A 15,647-nucleotide genomic window follows, 5' to 3' on the forward strand; every position below is an offset into this window, starting at 1 on the left:
CTTTCCATTTGGAGCCCGGTTGTGTCCAAAGACCTTTTTCGAGGGACCGTCCCCTATTACTCACGCTACCGTGTACCCTATCCCGAACCGCTGCTGGCAAAGATTCGTACCAAATCCGCTCTTTCTGGCCAGGGTTCTCTGCTGGACCTGGGTTGTGGCACGGGAGAAATCGCACTACGCATGGCCCCGTTTTTTCGTGACGTCACCGCAGTGGACATCGATCCGGAAATGTTAGCTGCTGCAGAGCAGAAAGCCCAGAAACGGGGAATTGAAACAATACAGTGGCTCAATCAATCTGCCGAGCAGTTTTCTGCAGACACTGATTCCTTTGAGCTGGTAACAATCGGCGCGGCCTTTCATTGGATGGACCGACGTACCATCGCAGAGCGAGTGCGTGAATGGCTACAGCCGGGGAAACCGCTGGTCGTTTTAGGTTACACCAGTATCTGGAGTGGCACTGCCGACTGGCTACCTCTTGTGCAGACGGTGATCAAAAAATGGCTGGGAGAAAAACGACGTGCCGGCTCGGGAGAATTTCCTGATGCGATTGATCCTCACGAACTGGTGTTGACCAAATCCGGCTATACACTGGACGAATTCGAATACCAGCACCCTCATACTTGGACGCTCGACGAACTGATCGGCAATCTGTATTCGACTTCGTTCGCTTCCCCTGCTGTTTTAGGAGACAAGCAATCCGCGTTTGAAGCTGATCTGCGGAAAACTCTGCTCGACTATAACAGCAGCGGAACGTATCAGGAAGAAATGACATTCTACGCCTTGATAGCAACCCCGTATTAGAAACAACGAAACGCTGTAACATCAGACATTCCGTCTACTCTGACGTAGGGGCGGTCCCTATGTGCCCGCCTTGCAAGACTCAATGGTTTATTACTTTACCGATGGCACCAGATCAAACCTGCGCACGTCAATCGTGCATTTAATGTAAACACTGCGGGCGGCCACATAGGGCCGCCGCTACCGCAAATCTGCTCTTGAACCGGCACCGTCGGACAAGCCGAGCGGTGGAACACGGCAGTTGATGATAGAGTCGCGATCAACCCGACTCAGTCGTTACTTCGAGCAGGCACAGAGATCGGCTTCTTCGAAGCACTTGCACCGTCACATAGATGTAAAGATACTCGCATTCCCTGATAGTTTCCACTAACTCTGAATTGTATTCAGAGCTACCCTGTTTAATTATTTTTCCTGTATTTTCGTGTTTTTCGTGGTAGTAAAAACCGATTTTTTCACGGTAATGTGTGGCACTGCTGGCTTGCCAACAGTGAAAAGGTATACGCCGTCTAGCGCTTTTGTCCCCTTCGTAAGTTGATATCAGCCCCTTAATAAATGGGCCAGATGCCGGGAGTCGCGAGTTCGAGCACGTGGTTGTCGGGGTCGCGGAAGTAGAGACTTTCACCGCCGCGAGGCCAGCTGACGCGGCTTTCGATTTCGACTCCCTCAGTAATGAGCCGTTCTTCCCACTCTTTCAGATCGTCGCGTTCAATCGCAAAGGCGAAATGCACGGGCCCCGATCCATCGTGCGGCGGAATCACGCCCCCTTCCAGATGAGCGGCTGTATGCGTTGCACCCCGTTTAAAGATCAGGAACACACTGCGGTCACCGGCATTCATCGCGCAAAACCGCTGATCTTCGGCCATAATTTCAAACTCAAACAACCGTCGATAGAAGTCGACCGCCAGTTGCAGGTCATCCACATAAATGGCTGTTTCCAGAACGCCGTGCACTTTCACTGTTTCTACTCCCTCTCAGGCTGCCTGACTTTGCGATTCTACTTCATACTGCAGAATATCACCGGGCTGACATTCCAGAAACTCACAAATCTTTTCCAGAGTCGCAAACCGAATCCCTTTGACCTTTCCCGACTTGAGCAACGAAAGATTCTGCTCGGTAATCCCCACGTGTTTCGCCAGATCACGTGAGGTGACTTTTCGTCGGGCCAGCATGACATCCAGTGTTATACAAATTCGCATCGATTCCTGCTTCGCTCGCTAAAACTCGTGTTAAGCTCTGATTCTACTATAGCTGAATTCCCGGCGGGTCACCAGACGTCTAAATGATCTGGGCGTGTTCTTCCGCAATCAGGCTGGCCCGTTTTAACAGATTCGCCAGCAGAAAGATCAGTGCTCCGACTCCCGCCAGGATGAACTGATTCGAACCGATGCTGATCGCCAGCATTTTCTGTCCGGGTGGATTATGCATCGTCAATACAACACTGAGAGCCGCTCCGCAGACAGGAGATAATAAAGCAGAGCCCATCAGCCCCAAGGCAAAACGTTTAAGCAGTCGACTGTTTTGTGTGCCCAGATAATCTTCGGCACAACAGGCTTTGAGAAAACGACGTAGCGAAATCAGCCCCCAGTACGTGGGTACCATCAGCAAGGCAGTGAGCAAAACCATGCCCACTTTAGTCGATACCGGCAGCGGAAAGGGAATGGCTTTGACAGGAATTCTGCCATTCTGCATCGCGATCAGGTCGGCACAAAACCAGACCCAGATTAAAAATGCGGGCAACACCCAGAGGGACAGTGCACACAGATAATACAGAATACGGCAAATAACACTGGTACGATCTTTTCGAGCCATCTCAGGAATCCTTTCCAAAGGGTTTTAATGTAAGACGGCGAATTTTTATCGTTTTACGATAAACAGAACAACCCCAGTTTTTGAGAAATTCCGAGGCTGATTAACTCCCTTTCGACAACCAACCTCCCGGTTGCGGCGTGGCGGTTGACTGCGTATCGCGGTACCAGTCCTTAAGCTGTTTCAGCATTTTCGCGGCCTGCTCTGGTTCCTGTTTCAGCAAATTGTTCTGCTCACCGGGATCCCGATCGAGTCGATAGAGTTCGAGTTTTTCGTTTTCAAACGTGCCCGGTTTGGCACGGGGATGTAACACAACCAGCTTCCAAGGCCCCTGCCGCATTGCTTCGGAACGTCCCCCTCGATTCGACAACGAAGCCCAGAACAAAGGCCTTGCGGCAAGTGTTTTCTGCTGGAATAGAACCGGCGCGAGATCGACACCGTCCAGAGGTCGATCCGCGGGCGCCTTCACGCCGGCGATTCCCAGGAGTGTTGGCATGACATCAATGCTGATCGCCGGCACATCCGAGACGGTGCCTGCTTCAATCTTTCCCGGCCACCAGGCAATCGCCGGCACACGATGGCCGCCTTCATAGACCGAACCTTTGCCGCCCCGCCACTTCGGACTGCCACTGGGGAAATCCCGCGAGGGTCCATTGTCTGAGAAGAACAACACAAACGTATTTTTGTCGAGCCCGGACTTCACTAAAAAATCACGAATCTGCCCCACCCCTTCATCAACAGGCAGTGTCATTCCTCGATACTTTTCAATCCGCTCTTCCTCGTTCGCCGGCTTCCAGCGTTTCCAACCTTCTGCTTCACTGCGGCGAACCGGATCGCCGGGGACCTGCACGGGGTTGTGTATGGCTTCGTGCGCAACATATAAACAGAACGGCTGATCCTGATTCTCTTTGATAAACTGCAACGCATATTGATTGATGAGATGCGTCGAATAGCCGTCTTCCCGTGTTTCCTTGCGACCGTGCCACCAGTCGTGCTTCACGTGATCGCCGACATGACTGATGAAATCAATGTTGCCGCTGTGATAGCCAATGAATGTATCGAAACCATGATTGTCCGGATGGAACTCATCAGAGTTATGCGGATAACCCTGATGCCACTTCCCGACCAATCCCGTCCGATAGCCGGCCTGTTGAAGTGGCTCAGCAAACGTGTTTTCAATTTTTCTCAAGCCCTTACGGTGTTCGGGATGATCGCTGACAGGATGAATCACGGCTTCAATCCCAGAGCGCTGTTGATAGCGACCTGTCAACAGGCCGGCTCGCGTCGGAGAGCAGACCGTACCTGAAGAATGAAAGTCAGTCAGTTTCAATCCTTCCTTAGCCAGACGATCAATCTCGGGCGTTTTAAAATAGGGATTACCGAAACAGCTCACTCCCGCGTAGCCCATATCATCGACCATGATCACAATTAGATTCGGCTGATCTCCTGGCGCGCGAACAGCTGCAATCAAATTAACCTGCAAACAGAGCAGACACAAAGCGACTAAGAGTATCCGCATTAATGAACGATGAATCCTGAGATCGCGCACGGTGATATTCCTCTACAATTCTTCTCAAAAATAAGATGTACGTTGATGTGCCTGATTAATTATTATAGCAGATTTATGCCGCCAGCAGGGACTCACTACTTTCCAAAGCCCCGTCAAGAACTGAAATATCCAAAACTAATATTTTCTGCTTGCGATTCTATACAAAATACTACATGATTTTCATTAAGAAGTCTTCCTGTCAAATTCATCTCCTGTCTCATACATATTTAAGGGCTTCGCGATGATCAAATTCGAGTGCGACACATGTTTGCAGGAATATAAAGTACGAGATGAACGAGCCGGCCAGGTTCTAAAATGCAAATCATGCGGTCATAAAATGCGGGTTCCTGCGGGTGAAGACGACTTGCTGGACGAAATGTATGATGACTTTGAAGCCCCCACACGTCCGACCCGAAAAAAGAAACCATCTGGTACGTCTAAAAAGAAGAACCCCGAGAAGAAGACAAACTCCCCTCTGAATATCATTGCAGGCGTGATCGCCTTTGGAGTTGCCTTATATTTTTCTTCCACGTTTGTCAGCGGTCTGTTTGGGAAAAAGGAAAAAGAGGAAGCAGCAGATCCACCGGCCATAGTCCAGAATGAAGCTGATAATTCCTCAATCGCGTCAGATACAAAGCCTGCCACCGCCACGAGTCCGCAGCAGGCCAGCACGGAAGCTAATTCATTCGGACCACCTCCCCTTACCCCGCAGGAACGAAATGCAGAGCTCACCAGACTCAGAAAACAAATGAAGGTTTATTCTGAAGCAATCAAGACAGCGACGCCGGAAGGCCGAAAAGACTTGCTCGCGAAAATGGAAACCACTCTGGCCCGCGTCAAAGAGTTAACGGGAAAGAGTGAGACAAAGACAGCTCAGAGCGGAAACCCCGGCACTCCCGCCAAGCCGGCACCGACAGTCGCTCCCCCAAAATGGACGTCTCTGGTTGACCCACCGCTCGTTGTTGCCGACTGGCCTGAATCGTCGAAGCTGTCGATTGACTTGCGAAATATTGACTCAAAGAAACTCATCCCGAACTCGTTCAGTCCCTTCATCGGCCTTCGCGACCGAGGACGTGAAGTCTATCAAATTGATGTCTGGAACCTGGCAACCGAAAAGAAAACCGGACAGATTGCCGTGAAAATCGAATCAAACTGGAGGGTCTCCCCCCCCATTATCAATTTGAGTACGGATGGAAAATATCTATTGCTGGCATTCGTCACCAAAGACACTAAAACGCCCAAACTGGCCAGCTGGGATGTCGCAACGGGACAAAAACTGGCAGAATGGGAAGCCGCTCCCGCTGACTCGCATCTCTCCAAATTTGAAATCTGCGGATCAACATTTGCCTTCGCGAAACTACGTTCCAAAACCGGTAATAAAATACAGACTCTATTAAAAGTCTGGGATCTGACATCCGGAAAACTGATCAGTGAAAAAGAGGTCCAGGCAACTGATTTTTCAGAACAGCATTACAAAATCAGTCCTGGAGGTAAGTATGTATTTACTTATAATTTAAGGAATCAGATTGCGGTATACGACCTGCAAACACTCGAGCAAGTTCAAACGATTGTCGTACCAGATCTTTTGAAAGCAACCGGTTCGGAATTTGGTAGAGACTCGTATTACATTTACAATGGGATGAATTTTTCTGTCGATGGTAAAGAACTGGGGCTGTTACTCTCGAGCTCCGATGGCACATCCGTCTGGACCATGGATCTGGCCAGCGGGAAAACGACAAACGGTTATCATATCACCGGTGCTCTGCGAGATGCGTTGAGTGATCCCAGCTATAGCGGAGATCATCTGGTCTGGTTTCCCAAAGGGGAAGGCTGGTTACTCTATGGTGCCTGGTTTGTCGACCGCCAGCGAAAACAGGTACTTTGGACACTGAAACCTGTGCCCCGTGTGATCGTTCGAAATGAAGTTTATGTGACCCCCAACTATCTGCTGGCGGAAACAGCAACTGCCTTAAGAGATGAAAAAGGGCGTCCACTGTTAAACCGAAAACCCAAACTGGTACCGGTCCGGATTCCAGAACAGAAACTCTCTGATAGTCTGGCTGCCTATAGCAGTCAGGGAGACGCGATTTTATCAGCCGGTCAGGAAATCAGTATCGATGTCAATATCGGAAATCTGAAATTCGGTAATAACGATGAAGTGAAAACGGTCCTGACGGAAGTACTGCAGCAACGTCTGGAATCCGATGGATTCAAAGTCACTGCGGACCAACCGCTGGTACTCAAGATCGAATATCAGGAACAAGATGGCAATAAACTGAAAATGACCCAACGCGGAAGGCCGACACCCGGGAATCCCCTCGGCCGGGTCGACACCGGACAGACTTTGCAATCGACGGCAGCCGCCTTTAAACTCTCATGGTTTGAGAAAACCTCGAAAAGGACCCTCTGGTCCAAAGAGGCATATGTTAATCCCCGCTTTCTGATCCTGCGGGATGCCACTGCGGAAGAAGCACGCAAAAAAATGTTTGAAGGATTACAAAACCGACTGATGGCAGAGTCGATTCCCTATTTCATTCCGAAAGACAAAAAGCTTTCCCTGCTTCCTTTGGAAATCAAACTGCCGGAATAACTCGTGTGAGACACTGATCTCAATCCAGAAACGAGCGTCACCCTTGATTCTCAATACCACATGAGAACCCGGATTGATTTCCTCTGAGTAAATCTCTTACAATAAAGGATATCGACATCCTATTGTCGGTGTCGTGAAGAGGTTCTTCTACTAAATAGACATTAAGGACACACTCATGCGTAAAACGATCTGCTTGTTGATTTGCGGTGCTCTACTTTTAGGATTCTGGGGTGGGACTGAAGAGTCGCAATTTGCTCACGCCGTCGATTCCGATAAATGTGAAAGTAAGTCAAAAGAAAATGAAGATGACGGTAACGGTGAGAAAAAGCTAAGCAAATTCATGCGAGAAAAGCTGACCAACTCACAACTCGTTCTGGAAGGGCTCATGGTCGAAGACTATGACATGATGCAGAAGGGTGCCAAAAAAATGATCGAAATGAGTAACGCCACCGAATGGCAGGTGATCGAAGGCCCCATTTTTGCACGACAAAGCGAAGAGTTTCGTTCCGCCGCAAAACAGGTCATTAAGTTCGCCAAAGAAAAGAATATCGATGGTGCCTCACTCAGTTACCTGCACCTGACGATGACCTGCATTGCTTGTCACAAAAAGGTCAATAAAGTCCTGATTTCCCAGCGCTAAACAGCACTCACGATGCTCCCTCAAAAAACAGGGGAATGCGAAACCGACTCGCATTCCCCTGTTTTAAATAATCAACTCATTGACCGCTTTATTTTTCGGTCACTTCTGTAGCAGCGGTTTCTTTAGCAGGCAGAACCCGAATCACGCGACCACTTTGCAGCTTGTCGCCATCCATTTCCACCGTACGAATTCGCAGCAGATGTGTACCCGGTTTCAATCCCTTCGGCAATTTCGCATGCCAGAGATGGGTTGACTTTTTGGGCTTCGGCAAATTGCGATACGTTTTCTCTTTCACGCCGTTCTCTGACTCAGATAGTTTTTTGAAGCTGGGATCAATGCCTTCATGATGCTGCATTGGAACCCAGCTTCCCGATTTCCCAATCATCATTTCCACTTTGGATCGTTCTGATCCGTTGAAAATGTTGACCAGTACATCAGTCTCGGCCAACTGATCTGTGGTGACTTCTTCGGGAGCCATGATATTCATCTGGTATTTCGCAGACCGTCCCGCGGCGCGAAAATCCAGATTGTATTCTTTCCCATCAAAGGTAATGATCGAATAACCGTTGGGGGCGCCGTCGGCCATCACGGTGTGGGGAATGCCTCGCTCATCCGGAGCTCCCGACCACCAGCTGCCGCTGACAGTGACGTTAATGACATGATGGTGTGGCTTCGGTCCACGCCAGCCATCGGCCTTCGTAATAAAACGGTGCTCATGATGATGCGTGTGCCCGGAAATTGACATGCAGAAGGGACGTTTTTCAATCAACCGATACAGTTCCTGACGATCTTCAACATCCACCAATGGAATATGCATCATCAACACGACAAGTTGGTCTTCAGGAATCTGCTTCAGGTCGTTCTTGATAAACGCCATCTGCTCTTTGCCCAGCCCGCCTTGATATTTGCCCTTCTTTTTCCCTTCGGGAACAATCCAGTCAATATCATCCAGTGCGATAAAGTGCACAGTACCGTAATCGAAGGAATAATAGGAAGCACCAAAAGCACGTTCAAATGTTTCATCGCTCAATTTATCATTGGGCGCGTCATAGTTAATGTCATGATTGCCGATGACGTTGTACCAGGGTATCCCCAACAGCGCGATCCCGCGTGCCTGCGATTCGAACAGGGATAGATCATCAAACAGAATATCACCCAGAGTCACACCGAAGGAAGCATCGGTACCAACCAGTTCTTCGATTACGTCATGTGCGATAAAATCGATTTCCTTCTGGTCGCGTGGCTGTGGATCGCCAAAGAAGATCGCCCGAAACTGGCTGGGCTCTTTCTGAGGATACAACGGAAAATCGACCGAAGCGGGTAGAGGCCCGGTTGGCTTGACGCCGGCGTATTTTGTTTTTGGCGAACCGTTGGGCTTATGAATGTAGTAGAACTCTGGTGTCAGATTCTTACTCAGCGGCGTACGCCATCCCTGGGGTTTAATCACAAACAGAATCGTATCGTCCGTCACCGGCAGTTGGTACTGGCCTTTTTCATCGGTACTGACAATCTCAACGCCATTCGAAACACGGACCCCCGGCAAAACTTTTTCGCCGGCGTCTCGCTTGCGATTGTTATTGGCATCGTGAAATACATAACCGGTGGCGGTCTGCTCTGCTTTCGCTTCTGCCTGCCCGTTTTCCTGACACGAAACAATCAACAGTAAAGTTAGACCGTATTTCACAAATGATAATCGACTCATTTATTTTCCCTCTGTTGGTAAACCGAATAAATTGTTTCTCTTTATATTACGTTCCACACAGCCATTACAAAACCCATAGATTAAGTTTTATATGAAGTTGCCGCCAACACTGTACAATCGGCGAGCGGGCATCAATGCTGATCATCATTTGTCAAAAACAGGACAACCGGAGAATGAGTGGAAGTGCATTCTCCGGTTGCATCAAGTGAGATCATCAACTTCTGATTTCGTCGTGTTAGAAGTTATCGATCACCTCACGCCCGGCTCGTGTTCCTAAAGCCTGCCAGATCGTCTGGCTGATATTTTCGGAAATGAACCGACAGGAACCATCGGCAAGACAGACCTGCACACCACCAGTATGAAAACTACGCAGAGTGGCAATCTGAGTTCCATCGTTGGCTTCGGTACAAGGCATTTCCGTGGTATTGCTGCACTTTGACAGGATATCGGGAGTGACACTGTTTGGGTTACGCCCTGTACTGAATGCCGAACCCCCCATTCCCGAATAGACCCAGGCACCGCGTGCATCAGAAGTCACATCATTGATGTATTGGAGTTCGCCAACCAGCAGTGTATTACTGCTTCCATCTTTAATATCCCGAATTGCGACTGAGGAATTGATCGTAAAGACACCTGCAGTCTGACCGTTATAGGATGCAGTCAAATCACCAGAACCATAATTTGCCGCATAGTTTCCACGAGACATATGCTCGATCGATCTGAAGGCGACATTGCTGCGACGATCCCACGGATGACTGGGACAACGATAAGCAGCAGGAGAGAAATGACCAAAGATATTGTTCATATAGTCCAGCGGATCTCGTCCGCTCAGAACAGGTGCCGCTTTTTCCCACAGAGGGCTTTGTTCCATCTGAGGTAAAATGTAAAGCAACCAGTTGCCTCCCAGGCTTTCCCCGTTACCGCATTCCTGGAGTCCCGTGAGGTTTGTGGGAGGATTCCCGCCACAAGGACCAATCACACCACCTGGAGGAAACACGCCATGCGTATCATGATAATTTTGAAGTGCCAGGCCCAGCTGTTTCAGATTATTGCGACAGCTACTGCGGCGGGCTGCTTCACGCGCCTGTTGTACAGCGGGTAATAATAAAGCAATCAGAATGGCAATGATGGCAATCACGACTAAAAGTTCAATCAGCGTAAATCCGCGACGGTTTTTTACAGCCCGTTTCGATGCAGAAGAAGTCAGCAATGAAAATGGGGTCAGCATTATCGTCTCCTTAAAGTAAAATAGAAAAATAATTAGTACACAGCATTTCTTTTTCTCAATTCAGCTTGAATTACCCTGCCCCGAGTGGAACAGGCAATTGGAATCTCATGAGAGAGTTAATCTTAGGGATCGGTATATTCCGGGGTTGGCGTGGAATCTCCGGGCACACCCTCTTCCGAATCACCGGAGCAACCGGGCAGCGCCAACGTCAGACAGAACAGACAGATCATGAGCAACAAAGAATGTTTCATTGAGCATTTCTCCAAACAGTTAGAAAAAAGAGAAGTACCGGAAAACGAATCCGTAAATCCGTTTTCCGGTTAAATAGAAAAAATAACCGATCAGCAGGTTTTTGATGGATTAGAAGTTATCGATGACTTCTCGTCCGGCTCGCGTTCCCAAAGCTTGCCAGATTGTCTGGCTGATGTTCTCGGAAATGAATCGAGCGGAACCATCGACAAGACAGACTTGCACACCACCGGTATGGAAACTTCTCAGTGCGGCAATTTGAGTTCCATCATTTCCTGACGAACAAGGCATTTCGGTGGTGTTACTGCAACTGGCCAGAATATCGGCAATCGTACTGTTGGGATTTCGCCCTGCACTGAAAGCTGACCCCCCCATTCCCGAATAGACCCAGGCACCGCGTGCATCAGAAGTTACATCATTGATGTAATTGACTTCACCGATCAACAAGGTATTCGTAGTACCATCTTTGATATCCCGGATACTGGTCGCTGAATTCAGGGTAAAAACGCCTGCAGTCTGCCCATTATAGGAAGCAGTCAAATCTCCCGAGCCATAGTTTCCCGCATAGTTCCCGCGAGACATATGCTCCAAAGCACGGAAGGCAACATTGCTGCGGCGATCCCAGGGATGACTGGGACAACGATACACAGCGGGGGAGAAGTGTCCAAAAACATTATTCATGCTATCCAATGGATTATTGGTATTTAAAATCGGTGCTGCTTTTTCCCACAGGGGACTTTGTTCCATCTGCGGCAGAATAAAAAGCAACCAGTTGCCTCCCAGACTCTGTCCACTGCATTCCTGAATGCCGGAAATATTAGTCGGAGGGTTCCCGGCACAAGTTCCAATCACTCCTCCGGGAGGAAACACGCCATGGGTATCATGGTAGTTTTGCAATCCCAGTCCCAATTGCTTGAGATTATTTTTACAGCTGCTGCGGCGGGCTGCTTCGCGCGCCTGTTGTACGGCTGGTAACAGTAAAGCAATCAGAATCGCGATGATGGCAATCACCACCAGCAATTCAATCAGAGTAAATCCACGAGGACGACGAACGGATTTGTCAACACGCGCACCAGTAGCGCGCGAAAAAGAAAGAAGCATCAACAGACTCCTCAAAAGGAAAAAATAAGAATTAATTGTTTTCGCATTTCAAGGCATTTGATGCCGGTGTCGGTCTTGTCTGACCAATTGTCGGAAGGAAGATTGATTCGCTCTCCGAAGTTGGGCAGATAGTACATTCAAATTGTGAAGATTACATGACCGAAAAATGAATACTTGCTTGAATCCAAAACGAAGCGTGGACAATGGTCGCTTCACTCTCCGCCAGTCTGCCATTCGGCCTCGTATCAAATTTCAGAACAATCTCAATATCGGATTATTAATCATTTTTCATGTAACGATGAATGAGTTGACAGCAGGCAACACCTGAACAGAATCATTACTCACCGGATCGAACTCCTTATGGATCAACCATAGACGCTCTCACGAATATTGTGTTTAAACCTAGGCCCCTCTCATGTATCTCCTCGAAATCTGGCAAGCGGTTCTGTTTGGTCTACTCCTTGGGGAACTCTGCCTCTGGGGAAGTCTCTCACCTTTTGAGGAAACGCACGTCATGGATTGACGAAAGTGAACGGTTCACTCATAGTAAAAGTGAAGCTTACCGCTCTGTCTTCCCTGGACAGCGCCTAATGACAGCCAGACTTTTTCGCGCAGGAGCCGACCACCATGCAGAAATGTTGTCTAATTACACTGAGTGCCCTCTGTCTTCTCTGCCTGTTCTCTCATCAAGTAGAGAGTGCCGAAAACACGGATACACTGCGCATCTTGTGCTATAACATCCACTACGGTCAGGGCACCGATGGCAAATATGATGTCGCCCGCCTGGCCAAAGTGATTGAGCGCATGCATCCGGATCTGGTTGCATTGCAGGAAGTCGATGTCGGCGTCAAACGATCGGGCCGAGTACACGAAGCGCAGCGACTTTCAGAGCTGACCGGTATGGAAGTCCGCTTTGGCCCGACACAGCATTATGAAGGGGGATTGTTTGGCAACGCGGTTCTGACACGGTTACCCATTCTGGATGTGATGATTCAACCACTGCCTTATACCGAAAGCACACCGAAGCTGGTCACTTACCCACGCGGTGCGATTGTTGTCACAGTCCGTGGTCCCGGCGACAAGCCGTTGCGTTTTATCAGCACACACTTTCAACATAACCTGCCTGAAGATCGAGTGGCAGAAGCCAAAGCCATTAATAAACACTTCGCCGTCGATGATGGCGTCCCCACAATTCTCGCCGGCGACATGAATGCGAAGCCAGACGCCGAGCCGATAACGATTTTACTCAAACAATGGACCAACGCCATCGATGACGACGCCACACCGACGGCACCCTCCACTAAACCAAGATCTCGCATTGATTATATTTTCTACCGGCCCGCAACACGATTCGAAATGGTGGAATCGAAAGTCATCGCCGAACCATTGGCGTCTGATCATCGCCCCGTTTTTGCGATCCTGAAATTGAAACAGAAGTAATAACAAACGCAACCTAGAACCCTGACTTCACTCGATTAAACATCGGAACCTACTGAGATGATAATCTTAAACAGAATCGCTGTCGCCTGCGTTTTACTCTGCATTAGTTTTGTCAGTCAGATGAACGCCGAAGAATTTCAAGCGACGCCTGTCAGCTCGATTCGCGTACAACCCGGCTTTCAGGTCGAGTTGCTCCGTTCTGCACAAAAAGGAGAAAGTTCGTGGATCAGCATGACGTTCGACGATCAGGGACGGCTCATTCTGGGTCTCGACGATGTCGGATTGGGAAGGCTCACTCTGAACGACGATCCCCCAAAAAGCTCGTTCGAAAAAATCGACAATGCACTCAAGCACTGTCGCGGCGTACTGTATGCCCATAACAGTTTGTATGTCAGCGAGACCAACGGCCAAGGTCTGCATCGCTTCAAAGATACCAACGGCGATGGTCAGTTTGATCAGCGACAACTCTTGAAAAAGCTCGATTACGGCAGCCGTTTCGGGCATGGCAGCAATCAGATCGTCCTCGGCCCCGACAACAACATCTACCTCGTGGTCGGCAACGATGTCGCGTTTCCGGAAGACGTTTCGCCCACTTCTCCTTACCGCGATCCACACAACGATCACCTGCTGCCGAATCCGCACGACGCAGGCCAGGATGATCGCGTCGGTTATATTCTGAAAACGGACCCTGATGGAAAAACCTGGGAAATACTGGCGGGTGGCTTTCGGAATCAGGTCGACATGGCCTTCAATCCGGAAGGAGAAATGTTTACCTACGACGCCGACATGGAGTGGGATATCGGACAGCCCTGGTATCGTCCAACACGTGTGAACCATATTATTCCAGGCGGCGAATATGGCTGGCGCTGGGGTACCGGGAAATGGCCCGAGTATTACGCCGACAGTCTCCCCAGCACACTCAATACCGGCCTGGGTTCTCCTACCGGCATGGTATTTGGAACCAACGGCAAGTTCCCCGCGCGTTTTAAACAGGCGCTCTACATCGCCGACTGGCAAAATGGGCGAATATTGCTCGTCGACATGATCCCCAACGGTGCCAGCTATACCTGCCGATACGAAGTTTTTCTCGAAGGGGGCCCGCTGAATGTGTGTGACATACAGTTCGGTCCCGATGGCGCACTTTACTTCATTACAGGCGGCCGGGGATCGCAATCGGGCTTATACCGCGTCACACCAACGGCAACGCAAAATACAAAATCAACGGCCCCCAAAATCGATGAGAAAACAAAAGCACTGGCAGAGGCGGCGCGATTACTGCGTCGCCAGATCGCGCAATATCAAACGAGTCCCGTTACCGATATCAACTTAATCTGGCCTCACCTGAACAGCCCGGATCGCTGGCTCCGTTTTACCACCCGACGGGCGATTGAAAATCAGGATGTTTCCAGGTGGCGCGAACGAGCACTCACCGAAACAAAGCCCACCGCCGCGATTGCCGGTTTGATTGCGTTATGCTATCAGGGAATCGCTGAAGACAAAGACGCGGTCCTCGCGGCTTTGAACCGGATTGGTCTGAAGCAATTAAATCAACAACAGTTGCTCGCTCTGCTGCGGGCCTACGAGCTGTGTTTCATTCGACTCGGTGCTCCCACGACTTCACAGGCCGATATCGTTAGACAACGCCTGCAGCCGCTGTATCCCCACGCCACCAGCAGTGCCAATCACCTGCTCTGTGATCTTCTGGTCTACCTGAAAGAGGAAACGGTCGTACCCCAAACCGTTGCTCTGCTGACCGATACCTCTACACAAGAAGAACAAATTCGGGCAGCGCGCTCACTAACACATGCGCGACAGGGTTGGAATAAAAACCTGCAACAAAAATTCCTCGCCTGGCTGGGTCATGCCCGTACCTTCTCGGGCGGGAAGCAACTCACCGAACGCATGCGGGATATCCGCGTCGACTTCCTGGATACGCTCACCGAACAACAACGTCAGCAATTCAGCAAAGAAATCACTGCACTGGATAAGCCGCTGGTCGAAGAAGAAACGGTCCCCACACGCCCCATGGTGCAGGACTGGAAACTCAACGATCTAGAACCGCATCTGGCATCGGTCACCACGAACCGTTCCTATAAACGTGCGCGGCAGGCACTGCTGGCCGCTAATTGTTTAAAGTGCCATCGCATCGGTTCTACAGGTGCCCAAATCGGACCAGATCTGACCAATGTGGGCAAACGCTTCGACAGCCGTGCTATTCTGGAATCGATCATCACCCCATCCAAAGTTATGGACGAAAAATATCTTCACACGGTTTATATCCTCGAGAGCGGAAAGGTCGTCACGGGACGCCCCGTTGGTGTGAACAAGACCACGATCACCGTCGAAACCGATCCAATCAAACAGACAACAGTGCCCGTCGCGCGGAACGAGATTGAAGAATCGCTCCTTTCGAAAACATCGCCGATGCCTGCCAGCCTGATCAATGTACTCACGAAAGACGAAATCCTTGATCTGCTGGCCTACCTCAAAACGGGCGGCGATCCCCACGCGGATGCATTTCAAGAATAAAATGATTCGGAAAGA

At 49.7% G+C, this 15,647-nt stretch carries 13 protein-coding genes; 5 read left to right on the plus strand and 8 right to left on the minus strand.

Going from position 1 to position 15,647, the window contains the following annotated elements; translation table 11 throughout:
• The first annotated feature begins 21 nt into the window (after nucleotides 1-21).
• Nucleotides 22-801 (plus strand): class I SAM-dependent methyltransferase, encoded by a 780-nt coding sequence (locus Enr17x_RS22240; protein WP_198000740.1) that lies wholly within the window; start codon nucleotides 22-24, stop codon nucleotides 799-801.
• Between the two features lie 542 nt (nucleotides 802-1,343).
• Here Enr17x_RS22240 and Enr17x_RS22245 read toward each other — a convergent pair.
• The 4 genes from Enr17x_RS22245 to Enr17x_RS22260 form a co-directional block, all read right to left on the minus strand.
• Complete coding sequence (locus Enr17x_RS22245; RefSeq protein WP_145219906.1) at nucleotides 1,344-1,754, minus strand: VOC family protein; 411 nt, start codon at nucleotides 1,752-1,754, stop codon at nucleotides 1,344-1,346.
• A gap of 15 nt (nucleotides 1,755-1,769) precedes the next feature.
• Nucleotides 1,770-1,994: a helix-turn-helix domain-containing protein gene (locus Enr17x_RS22250; protein ID WP_145311892.1), complete on the minus strand. Its 225-nt coding sequence runs from the start codon at nucleotides 1,992-1,994 to the stop codon at nucleotides 1,770-1,772.
• Nucleotides 1,995-2,073: 79 nt separating this feature from the next.
• Nucleotides 2,074-2,607 (minus strand): DUF2975 domain-containing protein, encoded by a 534-nt coding sequence (locus Enr17x_RS22255; protein ID WP_145311893.1) that lies wholly within the window; start codon nucleotides 2,605-2,607, stop codon nucleotides 2,074-2,076.
• Nucleotides 2,608-2,707: 100 nt separating this feature from the next.
• A complete protein-coding gene (locus tag Enr17x_RS22260) occupies nucleotides 2,708-4,153 on the minus strand; it encodes a sulfatase-like hydrolase/transferase (protein ID WP_145311894.1) in 1,446 nt (481 codons plus the stop codon).
• A 241-nt stretch (nucleotides 4,154-4,394) separates the two neighbouring features.
• Here Enr17x_RS22260 and Enr17x_RS22265 point away from each other — a divergent pair, with 241 nt between their 5' ends.
• Both Enr17x_RS22265 and Enr17x_RS22270 read left to right on the plus strand, forming a co-directional pair.
• Entirely contained in the window at nucleotides 4,395-6,743 is a 2,349-nt protein-coding gene (locus Enr17x_RS22265; RefSeq protein WP_145311895.1) for a hypothetical protein, read from the plus strand.
• 175 nt (nucleotides 6,744-6,918) lie between these two features.
• A complete protein-coding gene (locus Enr17x_RS22270; RefSeq protein WP_145311896.1) occupies nucleotides 6,919-7,383 on the plus strand; it encodes a hypothetical protein in 465 nt (154 codons plus the stop codon).
• Between the two features lie 88 nt (nucleotides 7,384-7,471).
• Here the strand turns inward: Enr17x_RS22270 and Enr17x_RS22275 are convergent, their stop codons facing one another.
• The 4 genes from Enr17x_RS22275 to Enr17x_RS22285 form a co-directional block, all read right to left on the minus strand.
• Nucleotides 7,472-9,085, minus strand: coding sequence for a calcineurin-like phosphoesterase C-terminal domain-containing protein (locus tag Enr17x_RS22275; RefSeq protein ID WP_145311897.1), 1,614 nt, complete (start codon nucleotides 9,083-9,085; stop codon nucleotides 7,472-7,474).
• A gap of 235 nt (nucleotides 9,086-9,320) precedes the next feature.
• Nucleotides 9,321-10,313: a DUF1559 domain-containing protein gene (locus tag Enr17x_RS22280; protein ID WP_145311898.1), complete on the minus strand. Its 993-nt coding sequence runs from the start codon at nucleotides 10,311-10,313 to the stop codon at nucleotides 9,321-9,323.
• Between the two features lie 122 nt (nucleotides 10,314-10,435).
• On the minus strand, nucleotides 10,436-10,564 hold the full coding sequence (locus tag Enr17x_RS30280) for a hypothetical protein (RefSeq protein WP_261343396.1): 129 nt from the start codon (nucleotides 10,562-10,564) through the stop codon (nucleotides 10,436-10,438).
• Nucleotides 10,565-10,673: 109 nt separating this feature from the next.
• Nucleotides 10,674-11,663 carry a DUF1559 domain-containing protein gene (locus Enr17x_RS22285; protein WP_145311899.1) on the minus strand — a complete coding sequence of 330 codons (990 nt, stop codon included), beginning with the start codon at nucleotides 11,661-11,663 and terminating at the stop codon, nucleotides 10,674-10,676.
• 627 nt (nucleotides 11,664-12,290) lie between these two features.
• Here Enr17x_RS22285 and Enr17x_RS22290 point away from each other — a divergent pair.
• Together Enr17x_RS22290 and Enr17x_RS22295 are read left to right on the plus strand one after the other, a co-directional pair.
• Entirely contained in the window at nucleotides 12,291-13,103 is an 813-nt protein-coding gene (locus tag Enr17x_RS22290) for an endonuclease/exonuclease/phosphatase family protein (protein ID WP_145311900.1), read from the plus strand.
• Between the two features lie 57 nt (nucleotides 13,104-13,160).
• Nucleotides 13,161-15,632 (plus strand): c-type cytochrome, encoded by a 2,472-nt coding sequence (locus Enr17x_RS22295; RefSeq protein ID WP_145311901.1) that lies wholly within the window; start codon nucleotides 13,161-13,163, stop codon nucleotides 15,630-15,632.
• Nucleotides 15,633-15,647: the final 15 nt, after the last annotated feature.

The sequence above is a fragment of the Gimesia fumaroli genome (assembly GCF_007754425.1).
Classification (GTDB): domain Bacteria; phylum Planctomycetota; class Planctomycetia; order Planctomycetales; family Planctomycetaceae; genus Gimesia; species Gimesia fumaroli.

Coding starts and splice junctions, on each gene's coding strand:
- Enr17x_RS22250 (WP_145311892.1), bottom strand. CDS start 1,994: ATGCGAATTTGTATAACACTGGATGTCATGCTGGCCCGACGAAAAGTC.
- Enr17x_RS22255 (WP_145311893.1), bottom strand. CDS start 2,607: ATGGCTCGAAAAGATCGTACCAGTGTTATTTGCCGTATTCTGTATTAT.
- Enr17x_RS22265 (WP_145311895.1), top strand. CDS start 4,395: ATGATCAAATTCGAGTGCGACACATGTTTGCAGGAATATAAAGTACGA.
- Enr17x_RS22270 (WP_145311896.1), top strand. CDS start 6,919: ATGCGTAAAACGATCTGCTTGTTGATTTGCGGTGCTCTACTTTTAGGA.
- Enr17x_RS22275 (WP_145311897.1), bottom strand. CDS start 9,085: ATGAGTCGATTATCATTTGTGAAATACGGTCTAACTTTACTGTTGATT.
- Enr17x_RS22280 (WP_145311898.1), bottom strand. CDS start 10,313: ATGCTGACCCCATTTTCATTGCTGACTTCTTCTGCATCGAAACGGGCT.
- Enr17x_RS30280 (WP_261343396.1), bottom strand. CDS start 10,564: ATGAAACATTCTTTGTTGCTCATGATCTGTCTGTTCTGTCTGACGTTG.
- Enr17x_RS22285 (WP_145311899.1), bottom strand. CDS start 11,663: ATGCTTCTTTCTTTTTCGCGCGCTACTGGTGCGCGTGTTGACAAATCC.
- Enr17x_RS22290 (WP_145311900.1), top strand. CDS start 12,291: ATGCAGAAATGTTGTCTAATTACACTGAGTGCCCTCTGTCTTCTCTGC.
- Enr17x_RS22295 (WP_145311901.1), top strand. CDS start 13,161: ATGATAATCTTAAACAGAATCGCTGTCGCCTGCGTTTTACTCTGCATT.